14 protein-coding genes and 3 rRNA genes are annotated in these 22,866 nt (G+C 55.6%); 5 read left to right on the plus strand and 12 right to left on the minus strand.

Annotation, left to right across the window (positions count from 1 at the left end):
- Positions 1–201 precede the first annotated feature (201 nt).
- A complete protein-coding gene (locus BBCT_RS06665; protein WP_033512536.1) occupies positions 202–936 on the plus strand; it encodes a DUF4391 domain-containing protein in 735 nt (244 codons plus the stop codon).
- A 6-nt stretch (positions 937–942) separates the two neighbouring features.
- Here BBCT_RS06665 and BBCT_RS06670 read toward each other — a convergent pair whose 3' ends face one another.
- The 3 genes from BBCT_RS06670 to BBCT_RS06680 form a co-directional block, all read right to left on the minus strand.
- Positions 943–1,914 (minus strand): Ppx/GppA phosphatase family protein, encoded by a 972-nt coding sequence (locus BBCT_RS06670; RefSeq protein ID WP_033512558.1) that lies wholly within the window; start codon positions 1,912–1,914, stop codon positions 943–945.
- A gap of 147 nt (positions 1,915–2,061) precedes the next feature.
- A complete protein-coding gene (locus BBCT_RS06675) occupies positions 2,062–3,267 on the minus strand; it encodes an aminotransferase class I/II-fold pyridoxal phosphate-dependent enzyme (protein WP_003834105.1) in 1,206 nt (401 codons plus the stop codon).
- Positions 3,268–3,398: 131 nt separating this feature from the next.
- The gene (locus tag BBCT_RS06680; RefSeq protein ID WP_033512538.1) at positions 3,399–3,782 is read right to left on the minus strand and encodes a very short patch repair endonuclease; all 384 of its coding nucleotides are present in this window, start codon (positions 3,780–3,782) and stop codon (positions 3,399–3,401) included.
- 274 nt (positions 3,783–4,056) lie between these two features.
- Here BBCT_RS06680 and BBCT_RS06685 point away from each other — a divergent pair, with 274 nt between their 5' ends.
- Positions 4,057–5,061, plus strand: coding sequence for a Gfo/Idh/MocA family protein (locus BBCT_RS06685; RefSeq protein WP_047750671.1), 1,005 nt, complete (start codon positions 4,057–4,059; stop codon positions 5,059–5,061).
- A 459-nt stretch (positions 5,062–5,520) separates the two neighbouring features.
- On the plus strand, positions 5,521–7,236 hold the full coding sequence (locus tag BBCT_RS06690; RefSeq protein ID WP_231858047.1) for a UvrD-helicase domain-containing protein: 1,716 nt from the start codon (positions 5,521–5,523) through the stop codon (positions 7,234–7,236).
- Positions 7,237–7,602: 366 nt separating this feature from the next.
- Here BBCT_RS06690 and BBCT_RS09340 read toward each other — a convergent pair whose 3' ends face one another.
- From BBCT_RS09340 to tnpA, 3 genes are read right to left on the minus strand one after another with little or no spacing between them, the layout of a single operon-like run.
- Positions 7,603–7,833: a zinc ribbon domain-containing protein gene (locus BBCT_RS09340; protein ID WP_003834096.1), complete on the minus strand. Its 231-nt coding sequence runs from the start codon at positions 7,831–7,833 to the stop codon at positions 7,603–7,605.
- A gap of 9 nt (positions 7,834–7,842) precedes the next feature.
- Positions 7,843–8,775, minus strand: coding sequence for an RNA-guided endonuclease InsQ/TnpB family protein (locus BBCT_RS06695; RefSeq protein ID WP_003834095.1), 933 nt, complete (start codon positions 8,773–8,775; stop codon positions 7,843–7,845).
- A complete protein-coding gene (tnpA, locus tag BBCT_RS06700; RefSeq protein WP_003834094.1) occupies positions 8,772–9,215 on the minus strand; it encodes an IS200/IS605 family transposase in 444 nt (147 codons plus the stop codon). The genes BBCT_RS06695 and tnpA overlap by 4 nt, the downstream gene beginning before the upstream one ends.
- A 423-nt stretch (positions 9,216–9,638) precedes the next feature.
- Here tnpA and BBCT_RS06705 point away from each other — a divergent pair, with 423 nt between their 5' ends.
- A complete protein-coding gene (locus tag BBCT_RS06705; RefSeq protein WP_003834093.1) occupies positions 9,639–10,061 on the plus strand; it encodes a hypothetical protein in 423 nt (140 codons plus the stop codon).
- A gap of 131 nt (positions 10,062–10,192) precedes the next feature.
- Here BBCT_RS06705 and BBCT_RS06710 read toward each other — a convergent pair whose 3' ends face one another.
- Positions 10,193–10,642 carry a PH domain-containing protein gene (locus BBCT_RS06710; protein ID WP_003834092.1) on the minus strand — a complete coding sequence of 150 codons (450 nt, stop codon included), beginning with the start codon at positions 10,640–10,642 and terminating at the stop codon, positions 10,193–10,195.
- Between the two features lie 349 nt (positions 10,643–10,991).
- On the opposite strand from BBCT_RS06710, the gene BBCT_RS06715 reads away from it, so the two are divergent.
- Positions 10,992–12,293 (plus strand): DUF6880 family protein, encoded by a 1,302-nt coding sequence (locus BBCT_RS06715; protein WP_033512540.1) that lies wholly within the window; start codon positions 10,992–10,994, stop codon positions 12,291–12,293.
- A gap of 74 nt (positions 12,294–12,367) precedes the next feature.
- On the opposite strand, the gene BBCT_RS06720 is transcribed toward BBCT_RS06715, so the two are convergent.
- The 5 genes from BBCT_RS06720 to BBCT_RS06740 all read right to left on the minus strand — a co-directional run bounded on the left by BBCT_RS06720 (position 12,368) and on the right by BBCT_RS06740 (position 22,393).
- A complete protein-coding gene (locus tag BBCT_RS06720) occupies positions 12,368–13,345 on the minus strand; it encodes an aldo/keto reductase family protein (RefSeq protein ID WP_033512542.1) in 978 nt (325 codons plus the stop codon).
- 247 nt (positions 13,346–13,592) lie between these two features.
- Positions 13,593–16,721, minus strand: a complete 3,129-nt coding sequence (locus BBCT_RS06725) for an alpha-mannosidase (RefSeq protein ID WP_033512544.1) — start codon at positions 16,719–16,721, stop codon at positions 13,593–13,595.
- A gap of 278 nt (positions 16,722–16,999) precedes the next feature.
- Positions 17,000–17,116 (minus strand): 5S ribosomal RNA (rrf, locus tag BBCT_RS06730).
- Between the two features lie 222 nt (positions 17,117–17,338).
- A 23S ribosomal RNA gene (locus tag BBCT_RS06735) occupies positions 17,339–20,412 on the minus strand.
- A 453-nt stretch (positions 20,413–20,865) separates the two neighbouring features.
- Positions 20,866–22,393: ribosomal RNA gene (locus BBCT_RS06740) — 16S ribosomal RNA — on the minus strand.
- The 16S, 23S and 5S rRNA genes sit together here, the layout of an rRNA operon.
- Between the last annotated feature and the right edge of the window lie 473 nt (positions 22,394–22,866).

The raw sequence follows: 22,866 nt of genomic DNA on the forward strand, positions 1-22,866 counted from the left end.
GCTTGACGAACGATCCGCCGATACCGGTTCCCGCGGTGGCCGAAAAAATGCATTCTTTTGCTCAATATATGGAGACATCATCCACGCGCAGTTTTATAGATTCCCACCAGTCACATACCGACGCGCCGTTATCAAAATTTGCGGCTCTTGCGACTACTGTTGCCCCAATAACCGATATGAAAGCACGAAAGAAGGCCAGCAATGACGATCGCCTCCTGCGGTTCCGTTTCCGCACTCACATTGGGTCTGCCGAACTCCTCTGCGGTTCCCGCAGAAAAGGCAACGTTGCCGAAAGGCCTGTTCGTGGCGAGAATACCGGTTTCAGCCAAAACAAAACAACGATTGGCGAACGACATCGAGACGATCACCATGTTATCTCTGCTGCGGCCAAGCAATACACGGCTTGCCGTCGGAACACGCATTCCGGAAGTACTGGCAATCGGATTGCGCCTGCATGCCAAGAACGCTGCCATACCGACGGATATCGTCGAGCTGATTGCCATGCAACGCAAGTCGGGAATCGTATTCGTATGTGTGCGCGACGCCGACTTCGAAGGTACGAAGCGGCAGGAGTGCGCGTTCGCCGTGCGACGCGCGCTGCCGGGACGCGCCGGCCACACACCCACATTCAAAGTGTTCGTCTCAGATTGGAAACCGGCCGGCGAAGCGATGCTGGACATCGGCGATCCTGCGGTCGATTCCATCGACGCGCTGTGGGAGTCGTTGTGCTCGCAGGTGATGCTCGGCAGCGCCTCTCCCACGGCACTGGACGCGCGCATGACACGGCGTATGCAGGCCGCACAGCTTGCCGAGCAAATCGATAAGCTCACGCGCGATCACCAACGGGCGAAGAATCCCGAACAGCGCAACGAAATCTTCACCAAGCTGCACAAGGCGAAGAACCAGTTGGAGGAACTGAGGAAGCTGGAAGCCTAGGAACCGCTAGAAACCAAGGCGCGTGCGGCCAAACTGGTCGAGCCAGCGCAGAATAGCCCCTTCCCGCAACGCCCATGGGCAGATTTCCACTTCCTTGACGTCAAGCGCCTTCATGATCTCGTCGATCACCAAGCCGCCACCGACGATCTGATACGTGCGCTCCGGCGTAACGCCCGGCAATGCGGTACGCTGGTCCGGCGAGATGGCCGCAAGACGGGGAAGCCAATCCTCAAGCTGGTCAATCGTCATGATCGAAGTGTCCACGCGGCCGGGCTGACGCACCACGGCACCGGCGAGACGAGCCAGGGAACGAATGGTCTTCGATGTGCCGACGGCATGCATCGGGTGCTTCGATTTCGGGAACGCCTTGACCATCGGTTCAAGAATCTTACGGATGTTTCTGCGCGCGTCTTCCAAATCCCTATCATTCGCAATACCGTTTTCCGGTAGGAATTCACGGGTCACACGACCGGCACCTGCCGGCACGGACAGCGCCACTGTGGGATCCTCATCCGAACCCATGGCCACCTCGAGAGAGCCACCACCGATATCGATGACCAGCAGCCGACCGGCATCCCAACCATACCAGCGGCGAGCTGCAAGGAAGGTGAGTCTGGCCTCATCCACACCGGACAGCACCGTGACCGGCTGGCCGACGACGTTTTCGATTCGTTTGAGGATCCTGCTACCATTCGGAGCCTCACGCAATGCGGATGTGGCCAGCACGAGCAGTTGGGTAATCTCATATTCTTTGACCAGCCCCATGGCCTTTTCCACAGCTGCGACCACAGCTTCGACTCCGGCCTTTTTGATTGTGCCATCGGCCTTGAGATATTGCATCAATCGAACAGTGCTTTTCGTGCTGGCCTCAGGTTCCGGACGGGCGCCAGGCGCCGCATCGACGATGAGCATGTGAACGGTATTGGATCCAATGTCAAGCACGCCAAGACGAGTGACATGCGAATGTAAACTAACCATGCTTTCAAGCATAGTGACATCGCACTCCCCCTTTCACCTGACATTACATTGACAACCTTTGCAAATATTCGAGTGGCCATCCTATTCACCCAGGATGGCCACGCAACATTCACAGCGCCGACAACGATTGCAAAGCGCTCACAAACATCATCCGTGCAGTTCGGCTACGAAATCTCCGATTCGCCTCAGACCCTCACGAAGCGCCTCACGGGAGGCCGCATACGAAAGCCGCACATGGGTGTCGGCAGTGGCCTCGCCGAAATCACGGCCCGGCGTCAACGCCACGTGCGCTTCCTTTAACGCACGTTCGCAGAACGTCCACGCGTCGAGACCGGTGCCGGAAATGTTGAAGTACGCGTAGAACGCGCCATTCGGCTCAACCTCCAACGGCAGACCGATTTCAGCCAATCCGTCGACCACAATACGGCGACGTTCCAGCAGCTCCTGACGGCGTTCCTCGCACACGGCCAACGTTTCCGGAGTGAAGCACGCGAGCGCCGCATGCTGGGTCGGCGTGTGCGCGCACAGGAAGAAGTTGGTAGCCAGATCATCCATGGCTTCAAGCGCGTATTCAGGCACGACCATCCAGCCGAGGCGCCAGCCGGTCATGCCGAAGAACTTGGAGAAGCTGGAGCAGACGATGGCGTCCGGATCGCAGGCGAGCACGGATTTCACATCGGAGCCGTCTGGTTCACGGTCGGCCAAGTCAAGGTAGGTTTCGTCGACGATGCGCCATGCGCCGCGTTCTTTCGCCAGGTCGCACACGGATTTCAGGGTGTCGAAGGCGATGGTGGTACCGGTCGGGTTCGACGGCGAGGTGATCATCACCGCTTTGGTGCGGTCCGACCAGTATTCGCGGCACAGTTCCGGCGTGAGATGGAAGCGGGTGGCCGCGTTCGTCGGCACGTCCACGACTTTGCCGCCGAACGCGCGGACCAGTTCGCGATTGCACGGGTACGACGGGTCGGCGATCAGCACCTCGTCGCCTTCGTTCACCGTCAATGCGGCGGCAAGCAGCAGTGCTGTGGAACCTCCGGCCGTGATTGCAATACGTTTCGGATCGACGTCCACATGGTGGCGTTCCTTGTAGAAATCGGAAATCGCCTGACGTAATTCCGGCAAGCCCATTGCAGCGGTATATGGCAATGGACGGCCATCATACTGTTCGCGCATTGCATCACGCACTGCGGGTGGAGCACCGAAATCCGGTTCCCCCAAGCTCAACTTGACCACATCGGTGCCTGCGGCGATCATCTCGTCGGCCATCGCACCAAACACCATGGCACGGAACGGATTAGCAATCTGGGCGCGGTGCGACATCTGTGGCAGCGCGCTGTTCTCAGCATTTCCCATAGTTCGTTTGTATTCTTCAGACGCGACAAATCGCGAACACCGTCCCACTGCCGTTACACCTCGTTTCGAAAACAGAAAATCACATGTCACGTAAAGCTGGAACCACGCGCATCATGCGCCAGCGGTAAGAGTCACGATTCGACGATTTCACAGTACAGTCTCTCCAACCGTTTCTCACGCACTTTTTTGGCGAGCTCACATTCCCACACCACAATCACTTTCCAGCCCATCGCTTCAAGTTCGGCATGCTGTCTGACATCTCGTTCATGATTGCGCAGCAGTTTCGCACTCCAGAATTCCACATTCGATTTCGGTACACGTGTGGCTTTCGGACAGTTTTCATGCATATGCCAGAAACATCCGTTGATGAACACCATCGTGCGGTATTTCGGCAACACCACATCGGGATGCCCCGGATACCGCTTGTCGTTTTTACGGAATCGTAGGCCTTTCGAAAAAAGAAAACTGCGTACCATCATTTCGATGGATGTGTCTTTGCCTCGGATATGCGACATGATGTAGCTTCTCGTACCACGCTCGTATTTCTCTATTTTTGCGGATTTCCGAGGTTTTCCGGTCTTCTTAACGTGTTCCTGCGCTGCCACAGCACACCATTATGGCAAGATCCGGCAAAATACGGCAAATCGGAAAAACATCCGGACAAATGCGATGCAAGTGCGATACGAATCAACGCGCGTTGCAATCACGCATGGCGTACGCTGGAACTTGCAACGCAGCAATATAAATGAATAACACTATTCAGACAGTTTACGAAAGATGGGGTTTGATATGGCTCGTATTCGTATCGCGATTCTCGGCGCAGGCCGGATCGCACAACATATGGCTGACACGTTGGTGAAAATGGCCGCGGACAGCCGTTATGCGGATTTGGTTGAACCGTATGCTGTCGCCGCACGAGATGCGGGGCGTGCGGCTGATTTCGCCACGAAATACGGCTTTCCGGTTTCATACGGTTCATATGAGGAACTTGTGTCCGATCCGAACGTGGACTTGGTGTACATCGCTACGCCGCACAATCTGCATGCGGAACAGGCGATATTGTGCATGAAAGCCGGCAAGGGTGTGCTGGTGGAGAAAGCGTTCGGCGCGAATGCGGCACAGACCCGTGAAATGTTAGCCGTTGCAAAAGAAACCGGCATGCTGTGCGCAGAAGCGATTTGGACGCGATACATGCCATCGCGCGGCATGATCGACGACATCATCGCTTCCGGCATCATCGGCGATGTGCAGGCTATCGACGCGAATCTGTGTTACCCCACCACCGCGAAGGCGCGAATCACTGATCCCGCGCTTGCCGGTGGCGCATTGTTGGATGTTGGTGTATATCCAATCAATTTCATCGACATGATCATGCATAATGCACCAATCGCTCGCATTGAATCGTCGATGCGGCCATACGAAACCGGTGTGGATGCGCATAATTCCATGACGTTCTATTACGAGAACGGTGTAATGGCGACCGCGCAAAGTTCGATTCTATGCCATAGCGACCGCATGGGATCCGTATGGGGAACCGATGGTTATATGGTGTGCCAGAACATTAATAATGTTGAGGCGATTGACGTGTATGACGGCAATCATACGATTGTTGCACATTACGATGTTCCCGCCCAGCTCACCGGCTACGAATATGAAGTGGCGTCGGCCGCAAAGGCTCTGCTTGAAGGACATACCGAATGCGCGGAGATGCCGCATGCCGATACGATGCGCATTATGGAACTCATGGATTCCCTACGACGCGACTGGAACCTCACCTACCCCTTCGAACGTTGAGCTCCAATATTAGTTTCAGCGTCGGTGGATTGCGATTCCGTTCAAGCAGCCGACGCTGAAGCATTCATTGGCAGCACATATAATTTCTCCTTGCACTGGTTGAGGAGGAGCATTATGGGATTACTGAGCAAGTTCATGAACGCACTTGGCGGAGAACCGCCTGTCTCCAAACCGGCGACTCAGCCCGTCCTCAGGACCGCGCAGCAAAACGTTCCCAAGCCCACGCAACAGCAGACGACGCAACACAAGTCCACCGCACAATCACGTCAAGCGCAACAGCCTACGCAGCCATCCCAATCATCACAATTGGCGCGATCGTCATACCGCGCGCAAACACAAACCACAGCTCGCAATACTTCCGTCACAACGAATCGTTCGCGAGCGCAATCTCATGCCAATTCACAACCGGCGCAGAAGCTTATGCCGCAACCGTTGCTTCCCACCGATCAGATTGAGCGGATGCAGAATATCATCGGCAAAATCGAAAAGCACGATTTGAGCGACGAGCAAATCAGTGCAATCGCAGGAGCGGGCCACAATACCCTCGTGCTCGCGGGCGCGGGAACAGGCAAAACCACCACCATTATCGGATATATCGCATGGCTGCTCGCCACGAAGCGCGCCGCCCCTGAAGAAATTCTTGTACTGTCGTTCACCAAGGCGTCCGCGGGCGACATGTCGCAACGTATCATGGCAAGCACCGGCAAAACGATCCGCGCATGCACGTTCCACAGTCTCGGCTTGGAAATCTGCCGCGCGGCCACCATCGCCAACCGTCCCATCATCGACGGGCACACGTCGAACACGGTGGTCCGCAACACATTCGAGCAACTGCTTTCGAAAAACATCGGCTACCGTCTGCTGGCATTCAAACTCATGTCGAAGGAACTGCTCGGCAAATACGGCAAAGCCGCGAAAAGCGAGGATTTCCAGCTGCCGACGGATGATTACGGCTTCAACCAGTACAAGCAGAATCTCATCGAAAACGCGCAGACCATCATCCAGCATATGCGTCAGAACAGCATCGGTATCGACGGTATGCGCGAGCTCAACGAACGCAGCGGCGGCAAAAACGTCGGCCGCAATCGCGAGATGTTGCAACTCATCGAGCCCCTCTACAACGCGTACATCAGCAATTTCCGCACGACGCATGGCATTGATTTTCCCGGCATGATCACCGACGCCATCCGCTGCATACAGCGCGGCGCCTACCGTCACCCATACAAGTACGTGCTCATCGACGAATACCAGGACATGTCGCGACCGCGCTACGAACTGATCCGCGCATTGCGCGAGCAGAGCGATTTCACGCTGTTCTGCGTGGGCGACGACTGGCAGTCAATCTACCGTTTCGCCGGCAGCGACATTCATCTCATCCTTGATTTCGCCGAAATTTGGCGCACTTGGGGCCCGACGCGCATGTTCCAGATCACCACCACGCGACGATTCCGACAGAGTCTCATCGACGCGAGCGGCGCGTTTGTCATGCAGGACAAAAGCCTGTATGTCAAGCATTTGCATAATCCATCCGATAAGAAGGATTATTCGCTGAAGGCGCTTGGCGGCGCCACGCAGGAGGAGCGCTTCGACGCGATCATCGAGCAGTTACGCAAGCTGCCGAAAACCGCGTCGGTACTTATGCTGGGACGTTACAAAAGCGATCTGAATCTGCTGTCACGCAACGATCGCGACGGATTGTTCCAGATTGACGAGCACACTGGTGGCATTGTGTTCCTTGAGAAGCCAAAGATGGATATCGAGTTCATGACCGCGCATAAATCCAAGGGTCTGCAACGCGACTTCGTTTTTCTGCTGTGCTGTTCCGGCGGTTTGAAAGGCTTCCCGAGCGCGATTCCCGAAGAGCCGCTGCTCGGTCTGCTGCTGCCGGAAGTGGAACGGATGCCGCATGCGGAGGAACGTCGCCTATTTTATGTGGCGATGACGCGCTGCCGGAAGAAACTGTTTTTCGTGGTCGACCAGTCGCGTCCATCGCGGTTTATGTACGAATTGCATGACAGGATCTGCCCGAACATCTTCCGTGGCGTGAAACTGCCACCGCAGTGCCCAAATTGCGGAGAAGCCTTGCGATTGCGGCATGCCGGCTCCGACCCGTCGCGCAAGTTCTACGGTTGCACCGGTTTTCCAAATTGCCGGTACACGCAGCAGTGCAAGTAGGAGTGACGACAATTCCAGCGAAATCATGCCCCTCTTTCGAAATACGACATGTTTTATGGCCATGTGGTCGTTTTCGCCAACCCGATACCCCCTGTCGTTTTTTGTCCTAGTTTCGCACCCCTCTTCCTTGAGACGCGTTGTATCCTGGATCTGATTCACCAATCAGGAGAAAGCCATGACAGTAGTCGACCAGCCCCACCAACGATCCTCGCATCAAACGCCGAGACGCATCTTGACACTCCCGTGGTTGAAACCACGGGATTCCTGCGAACTGGGCTTGCTTGGATTCAGACGATACGTCTGAATCCAGAGGCTTCCCATTTTTAGCGGGCTATCCCCGGTTGTCGGCCGGTTCCTCTTCTTTTGTCATGCTTTTTCTCGGCTGAGCCGCAATGCCTCGTCGCGAATGTTCAACGCGGCGTTCACGTCCCTGTCGTGTGGGATTCCGCACCGTTCGCACACCCATTCGCGTTCGGACAGCCGCAATCCCTTGTACTTGTGCCCGCAGTCATGGCAGAGTTTCGAGCTTGGATAGAACCTGTCCACTTGGACGAGGATACGACCATACCATTCCGCCTTGTAGGAGAGCTTGTCCACGAGGCCGCTCTACCCGTCGCGGAGTATGGAACGGTTCATCGCGCGTTTGCGCGACTGGCCGTTGCGCATGGGCATGCCGTCCGCGTCCAGCCTCTTGCGTGCCTTCCGCGTCATGTTCCGTACCATCAGGGTCTCCATGCCGATGAATTGGTTCTCTTCTATCAGCCTGTGGGACAGTTGGTGCTGGAAGTTATCGCGGTAGTGGCGGAGCTTGGCGTACGCCTTGGCCACGATCGCCCTCTGTCTGCGGTAGTTGTTCGACCCTTTCGTTCGACGGGACAGTTTGCGCTGCTCCCGTTTGACATCCTCCTCCAATCGGCGTAGCCGGTTCGGATAGTCGATCTTCTCGCCGGTGGACAGCGTGAGGAGATCCTTGACGCCCAAGTCGATGCCGATACGGCCCTCGGCTCGTGTTTTCGGCTGGATGTCCACGTCGAACAGGAGCACGAGACAGTACGTCCGGTTCTCACGTTTCACCGTCCAGCTGGACAGGTTCTCGATTGGATAACGCAGCCGGTCGCGTTTGCGGATGCGCACCGAGCCAAGCTTCCTGGACAACGGGTACCGGTTGCCGTCCATACGGCGTATCGGCATGGTATTGCGGAACGATTGGATGTTGTCGTTCCTTGAGGCGAAACGGGGACGATGCTTCCCGTACTGGGCTTTGCGAAAGTACGCCGACCGCGCCTTGCGGAAGTCCATGATGGCGTTGCTCAACGCGTTCGACGGGATTGGACTGTCCCTGAGCCACCCGTTCGCGTTCTTCATGCCGGTCACGTTCGGATATTCGGGGTTCGGGTTCGTCTCCTTGTCGTACGCGTTGAACGCCTCGACCTGCTGGTTGTAGGCGAAACGCCTGTCGCCGAAACACCGTTCCAGCAACGCGGCCTGAGTCCTGGACGGCGTGAACGGTATGCGCTGCGCCACCTTGCGCATGGTCATTGTGATTCACGCTCCTTCGACCGTTGGTCGTCGATGTATTTGGCCACCGCCCGCTCGTTGACCGAGCCGATGCTTTCCGCGAAATAGCTGGGCGACCACAGGCTCCGTTCGCCCTTGCGTTTCCAGTATTGGCTTTTCAGTTCGGGGTGCATGGCGAACAGTCGGAGACTGGATGTGCCCTTCAACTGTTTGACGATGCTGCTCACGCTGATTTTCGGTGGCGCTGACACGAACAGGTGGATGTGGTCGTCCAAGCCGACCTCCATGCGGGGAATGCGGTAGCCGTGCTCGTCGGCTATCTCCCTAAGAATCGTCTTCAAATCCGAGTCGATTCCGTTCTTAAGCACCTTGCGACGGTATTTCGTGCACCAGATGATGTGGTAGTTCAGATTGTATACCGAAGTCCTACCATGTGCGAACCGTTCATCGCTTGCGCCCATGGGAATAATCGTAGCACATCCGCTACCATACGCAAACTTCGGTACGCCCTAACCCGTCATTGAAATACCGGGTTTGCGGGCTAAAAAATCTCATCAAAATCAGACACATTCACACAGACCATAATCAACTACACATGTTCATATGAACACTAGAGCAACACGAATTTCCAAAATAAAAAGAACACGCTCAATGTTATATTTTTTCATTTCTTTTACTCCATGGCAGATTGCCTATATTGCAACGAATTAACGCACACAACCACAAATATAGCTTATTTTCAGCGATTACAACGCTCATTAATCGTGATATCGTTATTCATGGACAGAAAAACTATCCACCACACATGTTCGCTTTTCATCTAAAGAGAACACGAAAAACAAACATTACTTATGTTCGTAAATACAAGGTAAAAGGACAAAGCCATGGCCGATAAGAACCCCATCATCACCGTAGATCTCAACATGTTCAGCCAAGACGCCGAGGCGAAGACCACCGAAGCCAACAAAGTCGCCAAGAGCCTCGGCATCAGCGACGAGGCACTCGCCAAAGTCGAAGACTTCAAACAAGCGCTTACCGAGCATAACGCCTGGGATCTGCCGTTCATGGGCTACGTGAACGAGGACGGCTACGGCTACGCCTACGTACCGGACGCGGCCATCACAATGAATCCCTATTGGGACGCGCATAAGGAATTCATGAATCTGCCCGAAGACGTGCAGACCGCCTTCGCCATCCGCATGCTATTCACGCATCGTCCGGTCGATCGCTACGGCGCGGATATGTTCCTGCACTACCACCGTGGCTTCCAAGTGAACTTCATCGGCTCCGGCGCCAACAAGTACTGATCGGGATCGCCCGAATAGTTCTCGCGCACAAAACCATTCCGAAACAGACAACCCAAACGACAAGGTGGTTTGCACATATATCGGACATATGCGCAAACCACCTTCATCGACTCATTTCGCGCCGATACAGCTTACTGACCGTCCGCATAGGCACCCGCATCAAAACCGTCGACATCCAGACCATCTGAACCAGGACCAAATTCCTGTCCACCCGGGACTCCGAGGAACTCACGAGCGGACATGCCATTCTCCTTCCGGGACGCATCCACAGCCTCCTGCAGCACCTGACGCACCTCGAAACCGTTAATCACGTTCTTCAGTGCCACCACGCCGTTGCCAGACGACTGGTCACGCGTATCCAGCACAAGCGTGCTCATACCGAAGATACGCTGCAGGAACGTACGCTCCACACTGATGTCAACGATACGAAACAGCTTGATCAGGTTGAATCTCTCATTCAAGATACCGGTTTTGACGCTCAATTCCCGATCGGTAAGCGTGTATACGGTGAATGTGAATGGCGTACGGCACCAATTACGCTTACGCTGCCGCCACAGGACATTGCCACTTGCAACCTTCATAGGTAATTCTCTTTCTTACCTGACCATAACGGGCCTTTATGGCCCCGCCTAAGTCCACGGAATACGCCGCGACTACGTGACGTATGCAACAACAATCGCAATTCTACTGGCCAGGACACCCAACTTATCTCGAATCACGGAGACAGCGGCAACGGCACGAATCGCAATCACGACCAAGAGCTCATAATAAGCGCGCAGAAGTGTTTCACAGAATGTTTCATGCATCGAAACTGGAACTTTCGGCACAAGCGCCATATCATGCTATAGGCTTGGGCGTCAGTAGCGAACCGATAAGACATATTCAACCAGCAACACCGCCTCACCTAGATGCGCAATGGAAAGGCATGCAATGGATTCTGGACAGGGCAGCTTCAATCGCAGGCAGGATGCCGACGATCTCACCGATTACGTCAACAACGGATGGCTCAGTTCCAACGAATTCGACGGACCGACCTTCCTGTGGAACCACATGATACGCGAAGCCAGTCGAGAAGGCTCTGACCAACGTAACGATGTGCCGGTCGCCAATCTTTCCGACGCGGACACGGTCATCAATATGCCTATGCAATGGTATTTCGACGCTCTCGCATCCATGGTGCCTACCGCGGAACGCACTGACACTGGCGTGGAAATCCCACGCATCGACATGCCGACGTTTTCACTGGATTCGCAGGCATTGTCCGGCGTGGACGCGGTGGTCGGCAATGCAGTGGCCAGCACACGTTGGCTTGATGCGGTCGGCAACCTCGCCAAGGCCGTGGAAATGACGGCTCGCTTCGTTGGCAATGTGGCCGACCGCGACAACGAGGGTTTCGACTATCTGAAGGATCTGATTCAGACAGTGCGCGTATACATGGATGCCGTCGCCTGCAATGCCGATCCGATGACGGGCGAGCAGGCACTGCGCATGATCACACAGGTGGCTTGCAATGAGGATTTTCGACTCAACGCCATGCAAATGGTTGAACTGCTCTCGTGCGGATTGTCGTTCGCACAGTGGGACGATACGCGCATGTTCGCTTACGATGCGTTGAATAAGGGCATTGCCACGATGAGTGATTTCGCCTCGTCTGCTTCGACGTTGTCAAACTCGGCAGATGATTCCAACAGCCGCGACATACAAACTGATTCGCAGCCTGTTGCGCAAGCGAAAACCGATTTGAGTTTGTTTGAAGACGATGATTCCTTATCCGCAGAAGATTTGAATAATCTCGCGATGCTTGATCCTGCTTTGCTTTCGGAAAAGGAGATTGCGCAGGCCGCGCAGAATCAATTCGATCATGCCGTGCAGTTTTTGCGGCATGACTTGCTGCGGATTAGCGGTGACATTGATGAGGCTGATCGTTTCCTACGTGACAATCATACTTCCGAACCGCTCGCCGATGCATATGCGGCGCGATTGATCGCTTCGGAACGGTGGCAGGATCTACTGAATTTCGTCGACTTGGTGGAACGTGACACGCCGAACCAAACCACGGTGATGTTCCCCGAAGAAGTGGTGCCCTACGAGTGGGAGACGATTCGAGAGGCCGCTTTGGAAGCACTAGGACGTCGCGACGAATTGATTGCGATGTATCAGGAACGTTTAGATGACACATATGACCCCAACACCGCACTCAATCATCTGAAACTTCAGGCATGGCAAGACTAAGAGCTAAGAGCCAACAAGGCTGAGGGGCAAGGCAAAGAAACTCACCTCAGTCCTCAGCCATACGCATCCTACGTTCAGCCGATATGCCGTTCAAACCGGCGGAATCCCAGAATTCCGTCAATCTGCTGCAATACATCGTCAGGCAATTCCACTCCAGACGCGGCAAGACTGGCGTCCAGCTGCGAAGGCTTGGACGCACCGACGATCACCGAACTGACAGTAGGCAAACGAAGAATCCAAGACAAGGACAGCGTAGCCATTTTCATACCCAAACCATCGGCGAGCCCTCTCAGAGCCTCAACCTTGTCCAGGTTCTCATCAGTAAGCAGATCATTGATCTGATGATCGGACTGCCATGTAGCGCGTGATCCAGCCGGTAGCGGCTGCCCCTTTCGATACTTGCCAGTGAGCAAGCCCTGCGCAAGCGGGGAAAATGGCGTAATGCCAATGTTATAGTAGTCGCACACATCCACAATCTCATGCTCGATATACCGGTCCATCATGTTGTATTCCGGCTGGACAACGGTCAACGGATGCAATCCCCGTTCGGAAATGATACGCTGAGCGCGTTCCAAACGTGCCGCGCTCCATTCCTCGCTCACACCGTAATAAAGAATCTTGCCTTGATCCACAAGGTCACTTAGCGTCTGCAGAGTCTCCTCCATCGGCGTATCCGGATCAAAGCGATGGCAATAGTATAAATCAATGTAATCAGTGCCAAGATTCTTCAGGCTTCGATCACAATTATTGAGAATATGTTTGCGACTCAGACCACCGCCATTGACCGAATTGCCGGTTTTGAAAAACACCTTCGATGAAATCACCACGTCTTCGCGAGGCAGATCTTTGATGAACCTGCCAAGGAACACTTCCGCATCGCCTCCGGAATAAGCGTCGGCGCAGTCAAAGAAATTCACTCCGGCATCAAACGCCTTATGCGCGATATCCATGGCAATGTCCACTGCCGCGGCGTCCTCGAGTCGAGTCATCCAGCTGCCTAGCGCGATCTCAGAAACCTTGAGTCCCGACCCGCCCACATTGCGATATTGCATGTAATTACTCCTTTTGTAATGGTCATGGATGATCAGAAAGGTTATATCAATTATGTCAAATATGCCATGGCCAAATCCATCGACGAACCATGGGTCACCCCCGATTCCACTGGTCACGCCTGCTCCCGAACGAGGCCTTTACGCCACCGGACACCACAATATCGTAAACATTCCGGGAACCGATGAATGGATCATTGCGTATCATCGCTTCGCATTCGATGCCTCAGAATCGAGTCAAACACCGGAGTCAGTAGTGCGAGATACGCAGCGTGGCCAACTGGAACGGGGCGAGATGGATATGGGCGCCTTGGGCAGGCACCGGTTCGCGGGATTCGAGACAAATCGGCAAATCCTCGGGCAATCCGTCGCCTTCCATAACATCGGTTTCTCTTATCAGGCCGCCACCAATCGCTTCTGTCAGATGCAGCATGGCTTCGGCATGGCCTCCCGCGGCCTCATACAGTCGTATTACAAGATCTCCCGAACCATCATCAGCCAATTTCACCCAATCGATGATTGGCATGCCAGACACGGTTTCCAAAGATACTAAAGGATCGAATACAGGAACATTGCCAATTATCGGCGCATTAAGCTCCGCTGCTGCGTGAAGAGTACGGGCCAGACTCGCGTCAAGTATGACGGACCATTGAAAATCATGCGGTCCGATATCCTCTTTTGGATCCGGAAACACCGGTGAGGATAGTAACGACAGTCGGAACATCGTACCGTTCACACGACCGGTAGATCCATTTGTGGCGATGGACGTCACATCGGAACCATATATGGAACCGTTGGCAATCGCTACGGAATAGCCCGGCTCGTTGAAACGTACAAAACGACGCGTGCAGCTTTCGTATTTCGCTTCGTCGGAAGGAGTGTTGCGATGTATCGGCCGCTCAATCAGACCATATTGGCAATCGTACTGCGCGATGGACGCAACAACAGACAACGGAAAACCGACTTTGAGGAAACGCTCCCGCTCGTGCCAGTCGACGTGAGCGGCAAAATCAAGCTGTTTGGCTTCACTACGCAACGTTATCGTAGTGTCGATACGGCTCTGACCAAATTTGGTGCGCACAACCACATAGGCCTCGTCATCCCCTGTTTCCGTGGAAATGATGCAGCCACTCGCCAAGGTTTCATAACGAAGAAACGCATCGCGCTCAATCTCCCAAGCATCCCAAACGGACGGCTCGTCTTTCAGCAATTCGTAAGAGCCAAGCCTCATGCCATCGGGGACGAGCTCACGGCCAGCCTGAACATCCTTCAAAGATGAAACGGTGCCGTCAGGCTCGATGACGGTCTCGACAAGACCATTGGACAGGATGACACCTCCTGTAGCGGTATGGGTCAACGAAACTTGCGTACCAGCCACAGGTTCGGCGGGAACCGCCCTCCATGCGTTGCCATCGACCCGATATTCTGCGATTCGCGCACGTTCCAGCACAGGAGCGTCCGGTCTGGCGCAACGCAGTACCGCACATGCCGAATCAGCAATCATTTCAAGTCGTTTGATATCACGCGCATAATCCGCACGGGCTTCACGATGCACCCATGCGATTGCGGAGCCGGGAAGGATGTCATGGAACTGGTTGAGCAGCAGCGTTTTCCAAATATCGTCAAGTTCGTCGGTTGGATACGTGTAGGATGAGTCGGCAATGGCCGCGGCGGCGCACAAATACTCCACCGCCCGTAGCCACGTTTCCTCGTTACGACATCCGCGCTTCATCTCTTGCTGGGAGGTAAGCGTGCCTCGATGCAGCTCCAGATAAAGCTCACCATGCCATATTGGACTTTCTTCACCTGCCTCGTCTACAATCTGCTTGCGTATCATATCGAAAAGTTCGTCAGGCCCACTGGTTTCGACTTTAGGTAAACCCTCAAGATCATGAAAGCGTTTCAGACGGCCCAGCATCTCACGCGTGGGACCGCCGCCGCCATCACCATAACCGAACAACATAAGGGCGCAATCGGAAAGATCCTTATCACGGAAATTGTGTTCCGTATACATAAGTTCTTCCGCAGTTACACAAGCCGAATAAGTATCAGAAGGCGGGAAATGCGTAAGGATACGCGTACCGTCGATGCCCTCCCATTGGAAGGAATGGTGTGGAAACTCAGTAGTATCGTTCCATGAAATTTTCTGCGTAAGAAACCAGTCGTATCCGGCCCTTCGCGCGATCTGAGGCCATGCACCCGTATAACCGAAACTATCTGGCAACCAGATGCCATGTGGTTCAACTCCCAGATGTTCACGGAAATACCGTTTGCCATAGGCAATCTGGCGAATCAATGATTCTCCGGCTGGGAGATTGCCATCAGACTCAACCCACATGCCGCCCACGGGAATGAACCGTCCCTGTTTAATACGTTGCAGCATGCGGACGAATAGGTCCGGATGGTCCTGTTCAAGCCAGGCGTACTGTTGCGCCGAACTCATCGCGTATGTGAAATCAGGATACTTATCCATCAATGCGAGCACATTCGATACGGTGCGTGCCACTTTGCGGCGGGTCTCACGCACCGGCCACAACCATGCGGAATCGATATGAGCATGTCCTACCGCACTGACGTGCAAAGCGGAAGCGTTAGCCGGCTTAGACAGCACTTCAGACAACGCTTCACGTGCTTCGACAACGGTATCCGGATGCTGTTCATCAAAGATGTTCAAAGAACGTTGCAAAGCCTTGGCTAGCTGGTAATAGCGTGTGGATTCCTTATCCGGCAAAGTTTTCATCAATCCTTGGATAGCATCTAAATCCAAGTGGTATTCTTCGAAGCGTTCATCGTATTCAGTAAGTTCAGCGGCTCGGAATACATATTGCGTCTCAGGTTTTCCAGTGGCATGATTCCCCAGCCCGGTTTCATCGAAAGTGGTGACACCAAGTATCAGCGGATTGCAGGCCGCTTCAACATACACGGTGAACATGCCATCGTTCCCGATTGCCATATGACACGTTCCATCGGCATCAATGAACGGCACCCAACGATTGCGCGGATGCAATGCTTTGAGAACCGTGCCATCTGACCGATAGACCATGCCTTCAACATGTCCACCTACCGAATGATCAAGCCAACCTAAATCAATAGACAGTTCCAAGGGCTTGCTTTTCGGATATCCCATTGGCAGTTTTCCTCTCAGCCGAAACCAAGTGGTACCCCAAGTGGTTCCCCATACGGAACCTACAGCGAACGGTCGGAATGGCACATCGCCTTTGGATTCATGTACGAAAAAATCTGTCGCAGGCATAGGCTCTCCGGGAATGTCAAAGGCTTCAATGGAGAGAGGCTCTATGGTGCGATGAATATGTGGGCGGACACGTTGCCGAATAACTCGTTCACATCGTGCAAGCTGCTGATCGATGTTCAGGAACATCGTTACCATCCTTACCGATTCCGTTCCACAAACCGTATTCAGAAAACCGTATCATATACCGTGTCAAAAGCACGTTCCGAAAAAATATCTGTTCACCAGAAGTCTTTGTGGAATAACAAAAATTCCCTTTGGAAGCCCGAAACAGACCGAGCCGACCGGGAACGGGAAAGGCCCGACGGGAACCCCCGGGCAACGTGCTTCGGCCGGCGGGCCGGCACAACAAACAAAAAAAGGGGGTTCCCGGAGCGTTACGCTCGACGGGAACCCCCAACATGTGAATGCGGCGGCGCGCTACTCTCCCACACCCTCTCGAGTGCAGTACCATCGCCGTGCCAGGCCTTAGCTTCCGGGTTCGGAAAGGGACCGGGCGTCTCACCTGGGCCATGACCACCGCAAAACCACTCTAAACGGCCAACCCCCAACCGGGATCGGCCGGCAACGGAACCAGCCACACGACCGATTCCGGTCGTGGCGGTCCGGGAACCGGACAACGGACGCAAGCAAATCAAACGCCTTACCAGTATCGTCGTCGTGACCACAAGAAACAGCGTTCCTTGCCATCCAACGAGAAAACCACCACAGGACGAGACCCAATCCCCAACCAGGGGATCGGAAAGAGTGTGCCGCGTTCGCCCGTTAGTACCGGTCGGCTCCATCCCTCGCGGGACTTCCACCTCCGGCCTATCGAACACGTGTTCAACATGCGGGCTACAGACACCGAAGTGCCAAGGAATCCTAATCTTGGAGCAGGCTTCCCGCTTAGATGCTTTCAGCGGTTATCCCTCCCGAACGTAGCCAACCGGCCATGCCGCTGGCGCGACAACCGGCATACCAGAGGTCCGTCCACCCAGGTCCTCTCGTACTATGGGCAGGCCTCCTCAGGATTCCAACGAGCGCAGAGGATAGAGACCAAACTGTCTCACGACGTTCTGAACCCAGCTCGCGTGCCGCTTTAATCGGCGAACAGCCGAACCCTTGGGACCTGCTCCAGCCCCAGGATGCGACGAGCCGACATCGAGGTGCCAAACCATCCCGTCGATATGGACTCTTGGGAATGATCAGCCTGTTATCCCCGGGGTACCTTTTATCCGTTGAGCGATGCCGCGCCCGTGCGCCGGCACCGGATCACTATCTCCGACTTTCGTCCCTGCCCGAACCGTCGTTCTCGCAGTCAAGCCCGCTTGTGCGATTACACTCGAAACCCGATTGCCAACCGGGCTGAGCGGACCTTTGAGCGCCTCCGTTACTCTTTGGGAGGCAACCGCCCCAGTTAAACTACCCGCCAGGCACTGTCCCTGAACAGGATGACTGTTCGAGGTGAGACGTCAAACGAGAACAGAGCGGTATTTCACCTTGCGGCTCCACACGGGCTGGCGCCCGCGCTTCGAAGCCTCCCGCCTATGCTACACAATCCGCGCCTAACGCCAATACCAAGGTATAGTAAAGGTCCCGGGGTCTTTTCGTCCTTCTGCGCTTAACGAGCATCTTTACTCGTACTGCAATTTCGCCGAGCTCCTGGTCGAGACAGTGGGGAAGTCGTTACGCCATTCGTGCAGGTCGGAACTTACCCGACAAGGAATTTCGCTACCTTAGGATGGTTATAGTTACCACCGCCGTTTACCGGGGCTTGAATTCACCGCTTCACCCGAGGGCTGACGGATCCTCTTAACCTTCCGGCACCGGGCAGGCGTCAGTGCATATACAGCGGCTTGCGCCTTCGCATGCACCTGTGTTTTTGGTAAACAGTCGCTACCCCCTGGTCTGTGCCACCCCCGAAAGCTCCGGAAGCAAGTTCCATCACCATCAGGGGTCTCCCTTATACCGAAGGCACGGGAGTGATTTGCCGAGTTCCTTGACCAGGATTCGCTCGATCGCCTTGGTATTCTCTACCTGACCACCAGTGTCGGTTTGGGGTACGGGCGGCAACGCCCCTCGCGCCGAGGCTTTTCTCGACGGCCTGGACCACCGGATATCGCGCCTGAAAGGCGCCCATCATCGCACCTCACCCTGCATGTCCCACGGATTTGCCTATGGGACGGGCTGCGTGCTTGACCACGGAAAACCACCTCCGCGGCCGGCTCCCATTCCGTGTCACCCCTGTGCGCTAACCTACCAGGACTACATTCCCAACAATCGCGCGCCCCGAACCCCGAAGGGAACGACGCCACGCGACCGGAGGTTAGTACTCATCCGTTCGGCTCTTGCGGTTCGCTGCCGGTACGGGAATATCCACCCGTTCATCCATTCGACTACGCCTGTCGGCCTCGCCTTAGGACCCGACTCACCCGGGGACGACGAACGTGGCCCCGGAACCCTTGGTCATCCAGCGGACGGGATCCTCACCCGTCTCTCGCTACTCATGTCTGCATTCTCACTCCCCCGAAGTCCACGGCGCGCTTGCGCGGCCGCTTCGCCCCTCGGGGGACGCTCTCCTACCCAACAGCAAAAAACTGTTGCCGCGTCTTCGGTGGTGTGCTTGAGCCCCGCTACATTGTCGGCGCGGAACCACTAGACCAGTGAGCTGTTACGCACTCTTTCAAGGATGGCTGCTTCTGAGCCAACCTCCTGGCTGTCTATGCGACTCCACATCCTTTCCCACTTAGCACACGCTTCGGGACCTTAGACGACGATCTGGGCTGTCTCCCTCTCGACGACGGAGCTTATCCCCCGCCGACTCACTGCCGGAATACACATCAACGGTATTCGGAGTTTGGCTGCTGTTGGTACCCCATACGGGCCCGCAAGCATCCAGTAGCTCTACCCCCGCGATGCAATCAACCGACGCTGCACCTAAATGCATTTCGGAGAGAACCAGCTATCACGGAATTTGATTGGCCTTTCACCCCTAGCCCCAGGTCATCCCCCCGGTTTTCAACCCAGGTGGGTTCGGTCCTCCACGCGGTCTTACCCGCGCTTCAACCTGCCCAGGGCTAGATCATCCCGCTTCGGGTCCAGGGCACGCGACTCAAAACGCCTTTTGAGACTCGCCTTCGCTACGGCTCCCCCACGACGGGTTAGCCTCGCCACGCACCACTGACTCGCAGACTCATTTTTCGATAGGCACGCCGTCACCCCACTTGAGGAGGCTCCGACGGATTGTAGGCGCACGGTTTCAGGAACTCTTTCACTCCCCTCCCGGGGTGCTTTTCACCTTTCCCTCACGGTACTGGTACGCTATCGGTCAGACAGGTATGCTTAGACTTACCCCACGGTCGGGGCCGATTCACACGGGATTCCACGAGGCCCGCGCTACTTGGGACACATGATCGGAAGACGGCAAGCTTCCAGGTACGGGGCTGGCACCCTCTGCGGCCAGGCCTTCAAGCCTGTTCCCCTGGCAAGCCGTTTTATGACTCCCGCCCGGTCCGTCGGAACCGGGACACACGCTCCCGCAACACCACGGACGCAACCCCCGACGGGTATCACGCGCCCATGGTTTGGTCTGATCCGCTTTCGCTCGCCACTACTCACGGAGTATCCCTTCCTGCAGGTACTGAGATGTTTCACTTCCCTGCGTACCCCCGGAACAACAAGGTTCCGTGCCGGCCCATGACGGCCGGCGGGTTGCCCCATTCGGAAATCCTCGGATCGAAGCCATGTTGGAGGCTCCCCGAGGCTTATCGCATCCTCAAACGTCCTTCATCGGTACTGTCTGCCAAGGCATCCACCATACGCCCTTCAGGGCGGCACACGCCCCGAAAAAACCTAATGATAGCTTTTCTACGCCAGACGACAAATCATCACACTGTAAAAAATGATCACAAAACGATCGATCTCGAAACCAGACTCCAAAAAATAGAGCCTGGCGAAATCGCGATAAAGCAAACGATGACATCAAAATCATCGCATTGCTCGCGTCCACTATCCAGTTCTCAAACCACCACGCACCCAAGAAACGATCCGGACACGGCACACCGGCCGGCCGACCGCCCCAAGGGGACATCCGGAAAACCGCACGCGACCAAGTCGCGGGTGGCGGTCCGGGAACCCAAAAGCATACCCATACCACTGCCCGCAGGCCCCCAAAAGAACCCGCGAAGCCAACGATCTCTTCCACACCAGCACGCCCACACCACTCCGGGAACCGTTCCCGGCATGTGGGCCACACGACGGACGCCAGACCGGCGTCCTGAAAACTCCGTAGAAAGGAGGTGATCCAGCCGCACCTTCCGGTACGGCTACCTTGTTACGACTTAGTCCCAATCACGAGTCTCACCTTAGACGGCTCCATCCCACAAGGGGTTAGGCCACCGGCTTCGGGTGCTACCCACTTTCATGACTTGACGGGCGGTGTGTACAAGGCCCGGGAACGCATTCACCGCGGCGTTGCTGATCCGCGATTACTAGCGACTCCGCCTTCATGGAGTCGGGTTGCAGACTCCAATCCGAACTGAGACCGGTTTTCAGGGATCCGCTCCATGTCGCCATGTCGCATCCCGTTGTACCGGCCATTGTAGCATGCGTGAAGCCCTGGACGTAAGGGGCATGATGATCTGACGTCATCCCCACCTTCCTCCGAGTTGACCCCGGCGGTCCCCCGTGAGTTCCCACCATGACGTGCTGGCAACACAGGGCGAGGGTTGCGCTCGTTGCGGGACTTAACCCAACATCTCACGACACGAGCTGACGACGACCATGCACCACCTGTGAACCCGCCCCGAAGGGAGACCGTATCTCTACGGCTGTCGGGAACATGTCAAGCCCAGGTAAGGTTCTTCGCGTTGCATCGAATTAATCCGCATGCTCCGCCGCTTGTGCGGGCCCCCGTCAATTTCTTTGAGTTTTAGCCTTGCGGCCGTACTCCCCAGGCGGGATGCTTAACGCGTTAGCTCCGACACGGAACCCGTGGAACGGGCCCCACATCCAGCATCCACCGTTTACGGCGTGGACTACCAGGGTATCTAATCCTGTTCGCTCCCCACGCTTTCGCTCCTCAGCGTCAGTAACGGCCCAGAGACCTGCCTTCGCCATTGGTGTTCTTCCCGATATCTACACATTCCACCGTTACACCGGGAATTCCAGTCTCCCCTACCGCACTCCAGCCCGCCCGTACCCGGCGCAGATCCACCGTTAAGCGATGGACTTTCACACCGGACGCGACGAACCGCCTACGAGCCCTTTACGCCCAATAATTCCGGATAACGCTTGCACCCTACGTATTACCGCGGCTGCTGGCACGTAGTTAGCCGGTGCTTATTCGAAAGGTACACTCACCCGAAGGCTTGCTCCCGATCAAAAGCGGTTTACAACCCGAAGGCCGTCATCCCGCACGCGGCGTCGCTGCATCAGGCTTGCGCCCATTGTGCAATATTCCCCACTGCTGCCTCCCGTAGGAGTCTGGGCCGTATCTCAGTCCCAATGTGGCCGGTCGCCCTCTCAGGCCGGCTACCCGTCGTAGGCTCGGTGGGCCGTTACCCCGCCGACTACCTGATAGGACGCGACCCCATCCCATACCGATGAAATCTTTCCCGACACCCCATGCGAGGAGTCGGAGCATCCGGCATTACCACCCGTTTCCAGGAGCTATTCCGGTGTATGGGGCAGGTCGGTCACGCATTACTCACCCGTTCGCCACTCTCACCAGGCAGCAAGCTGCCTGGATCCCGTTCGACTTGCATGTGTTAAGCACGCCGCCAGCGTTCATCCTGAGCCAGAATCGAACCCTCCACAAAAAAATTTCATGAAGAGAACCAACATGTGACTCTCAAAAAATAAGAAAATTGACGATCGCCTTATAAGGAAAGGCGCATCGCACGAAAACCCCACCGTCCTTCAAAGGCCTCCCGGCCACTCCCCCACACGGGAGAAGCGGACGATGGACTGGCAATCATTGACTATAAAGAAGTAGTACAAATACGCTCTTGAGTTCTCAAACCACCACCACTCACCCACCTTACGGAACCCCGACCGGGGAACCACTCGCTGAGCGGCAGCGAAGAGTTAATTTACACGAACCCCGGCAATCACGCAACCCGGCCCCTCACGGACACCCCGCGAACCCTTGGAAGACAACGCATCCACCGGCGTGTCGAAAACACGGGAAAACGGGCGGCGAACGCCACCGCACGGCACAAGACCGCCGGAAAAACCCCACCACAAACCAACACCCGGGCGTGTCGTAACCACGGTGAGTGAATGCGCGCGG

The organism is Bifidobacterium catenulatum DSM 16992 = JCM 1194 = LMG 11043 (assembly GCF_001025195.1).
Lineage (GTDB): Bacteria > Actinomycetota > Actinomycetes > Actinomycetales > Bifidobacteriaceae > Bifidobacterium > Bifidobacterium catenulatum.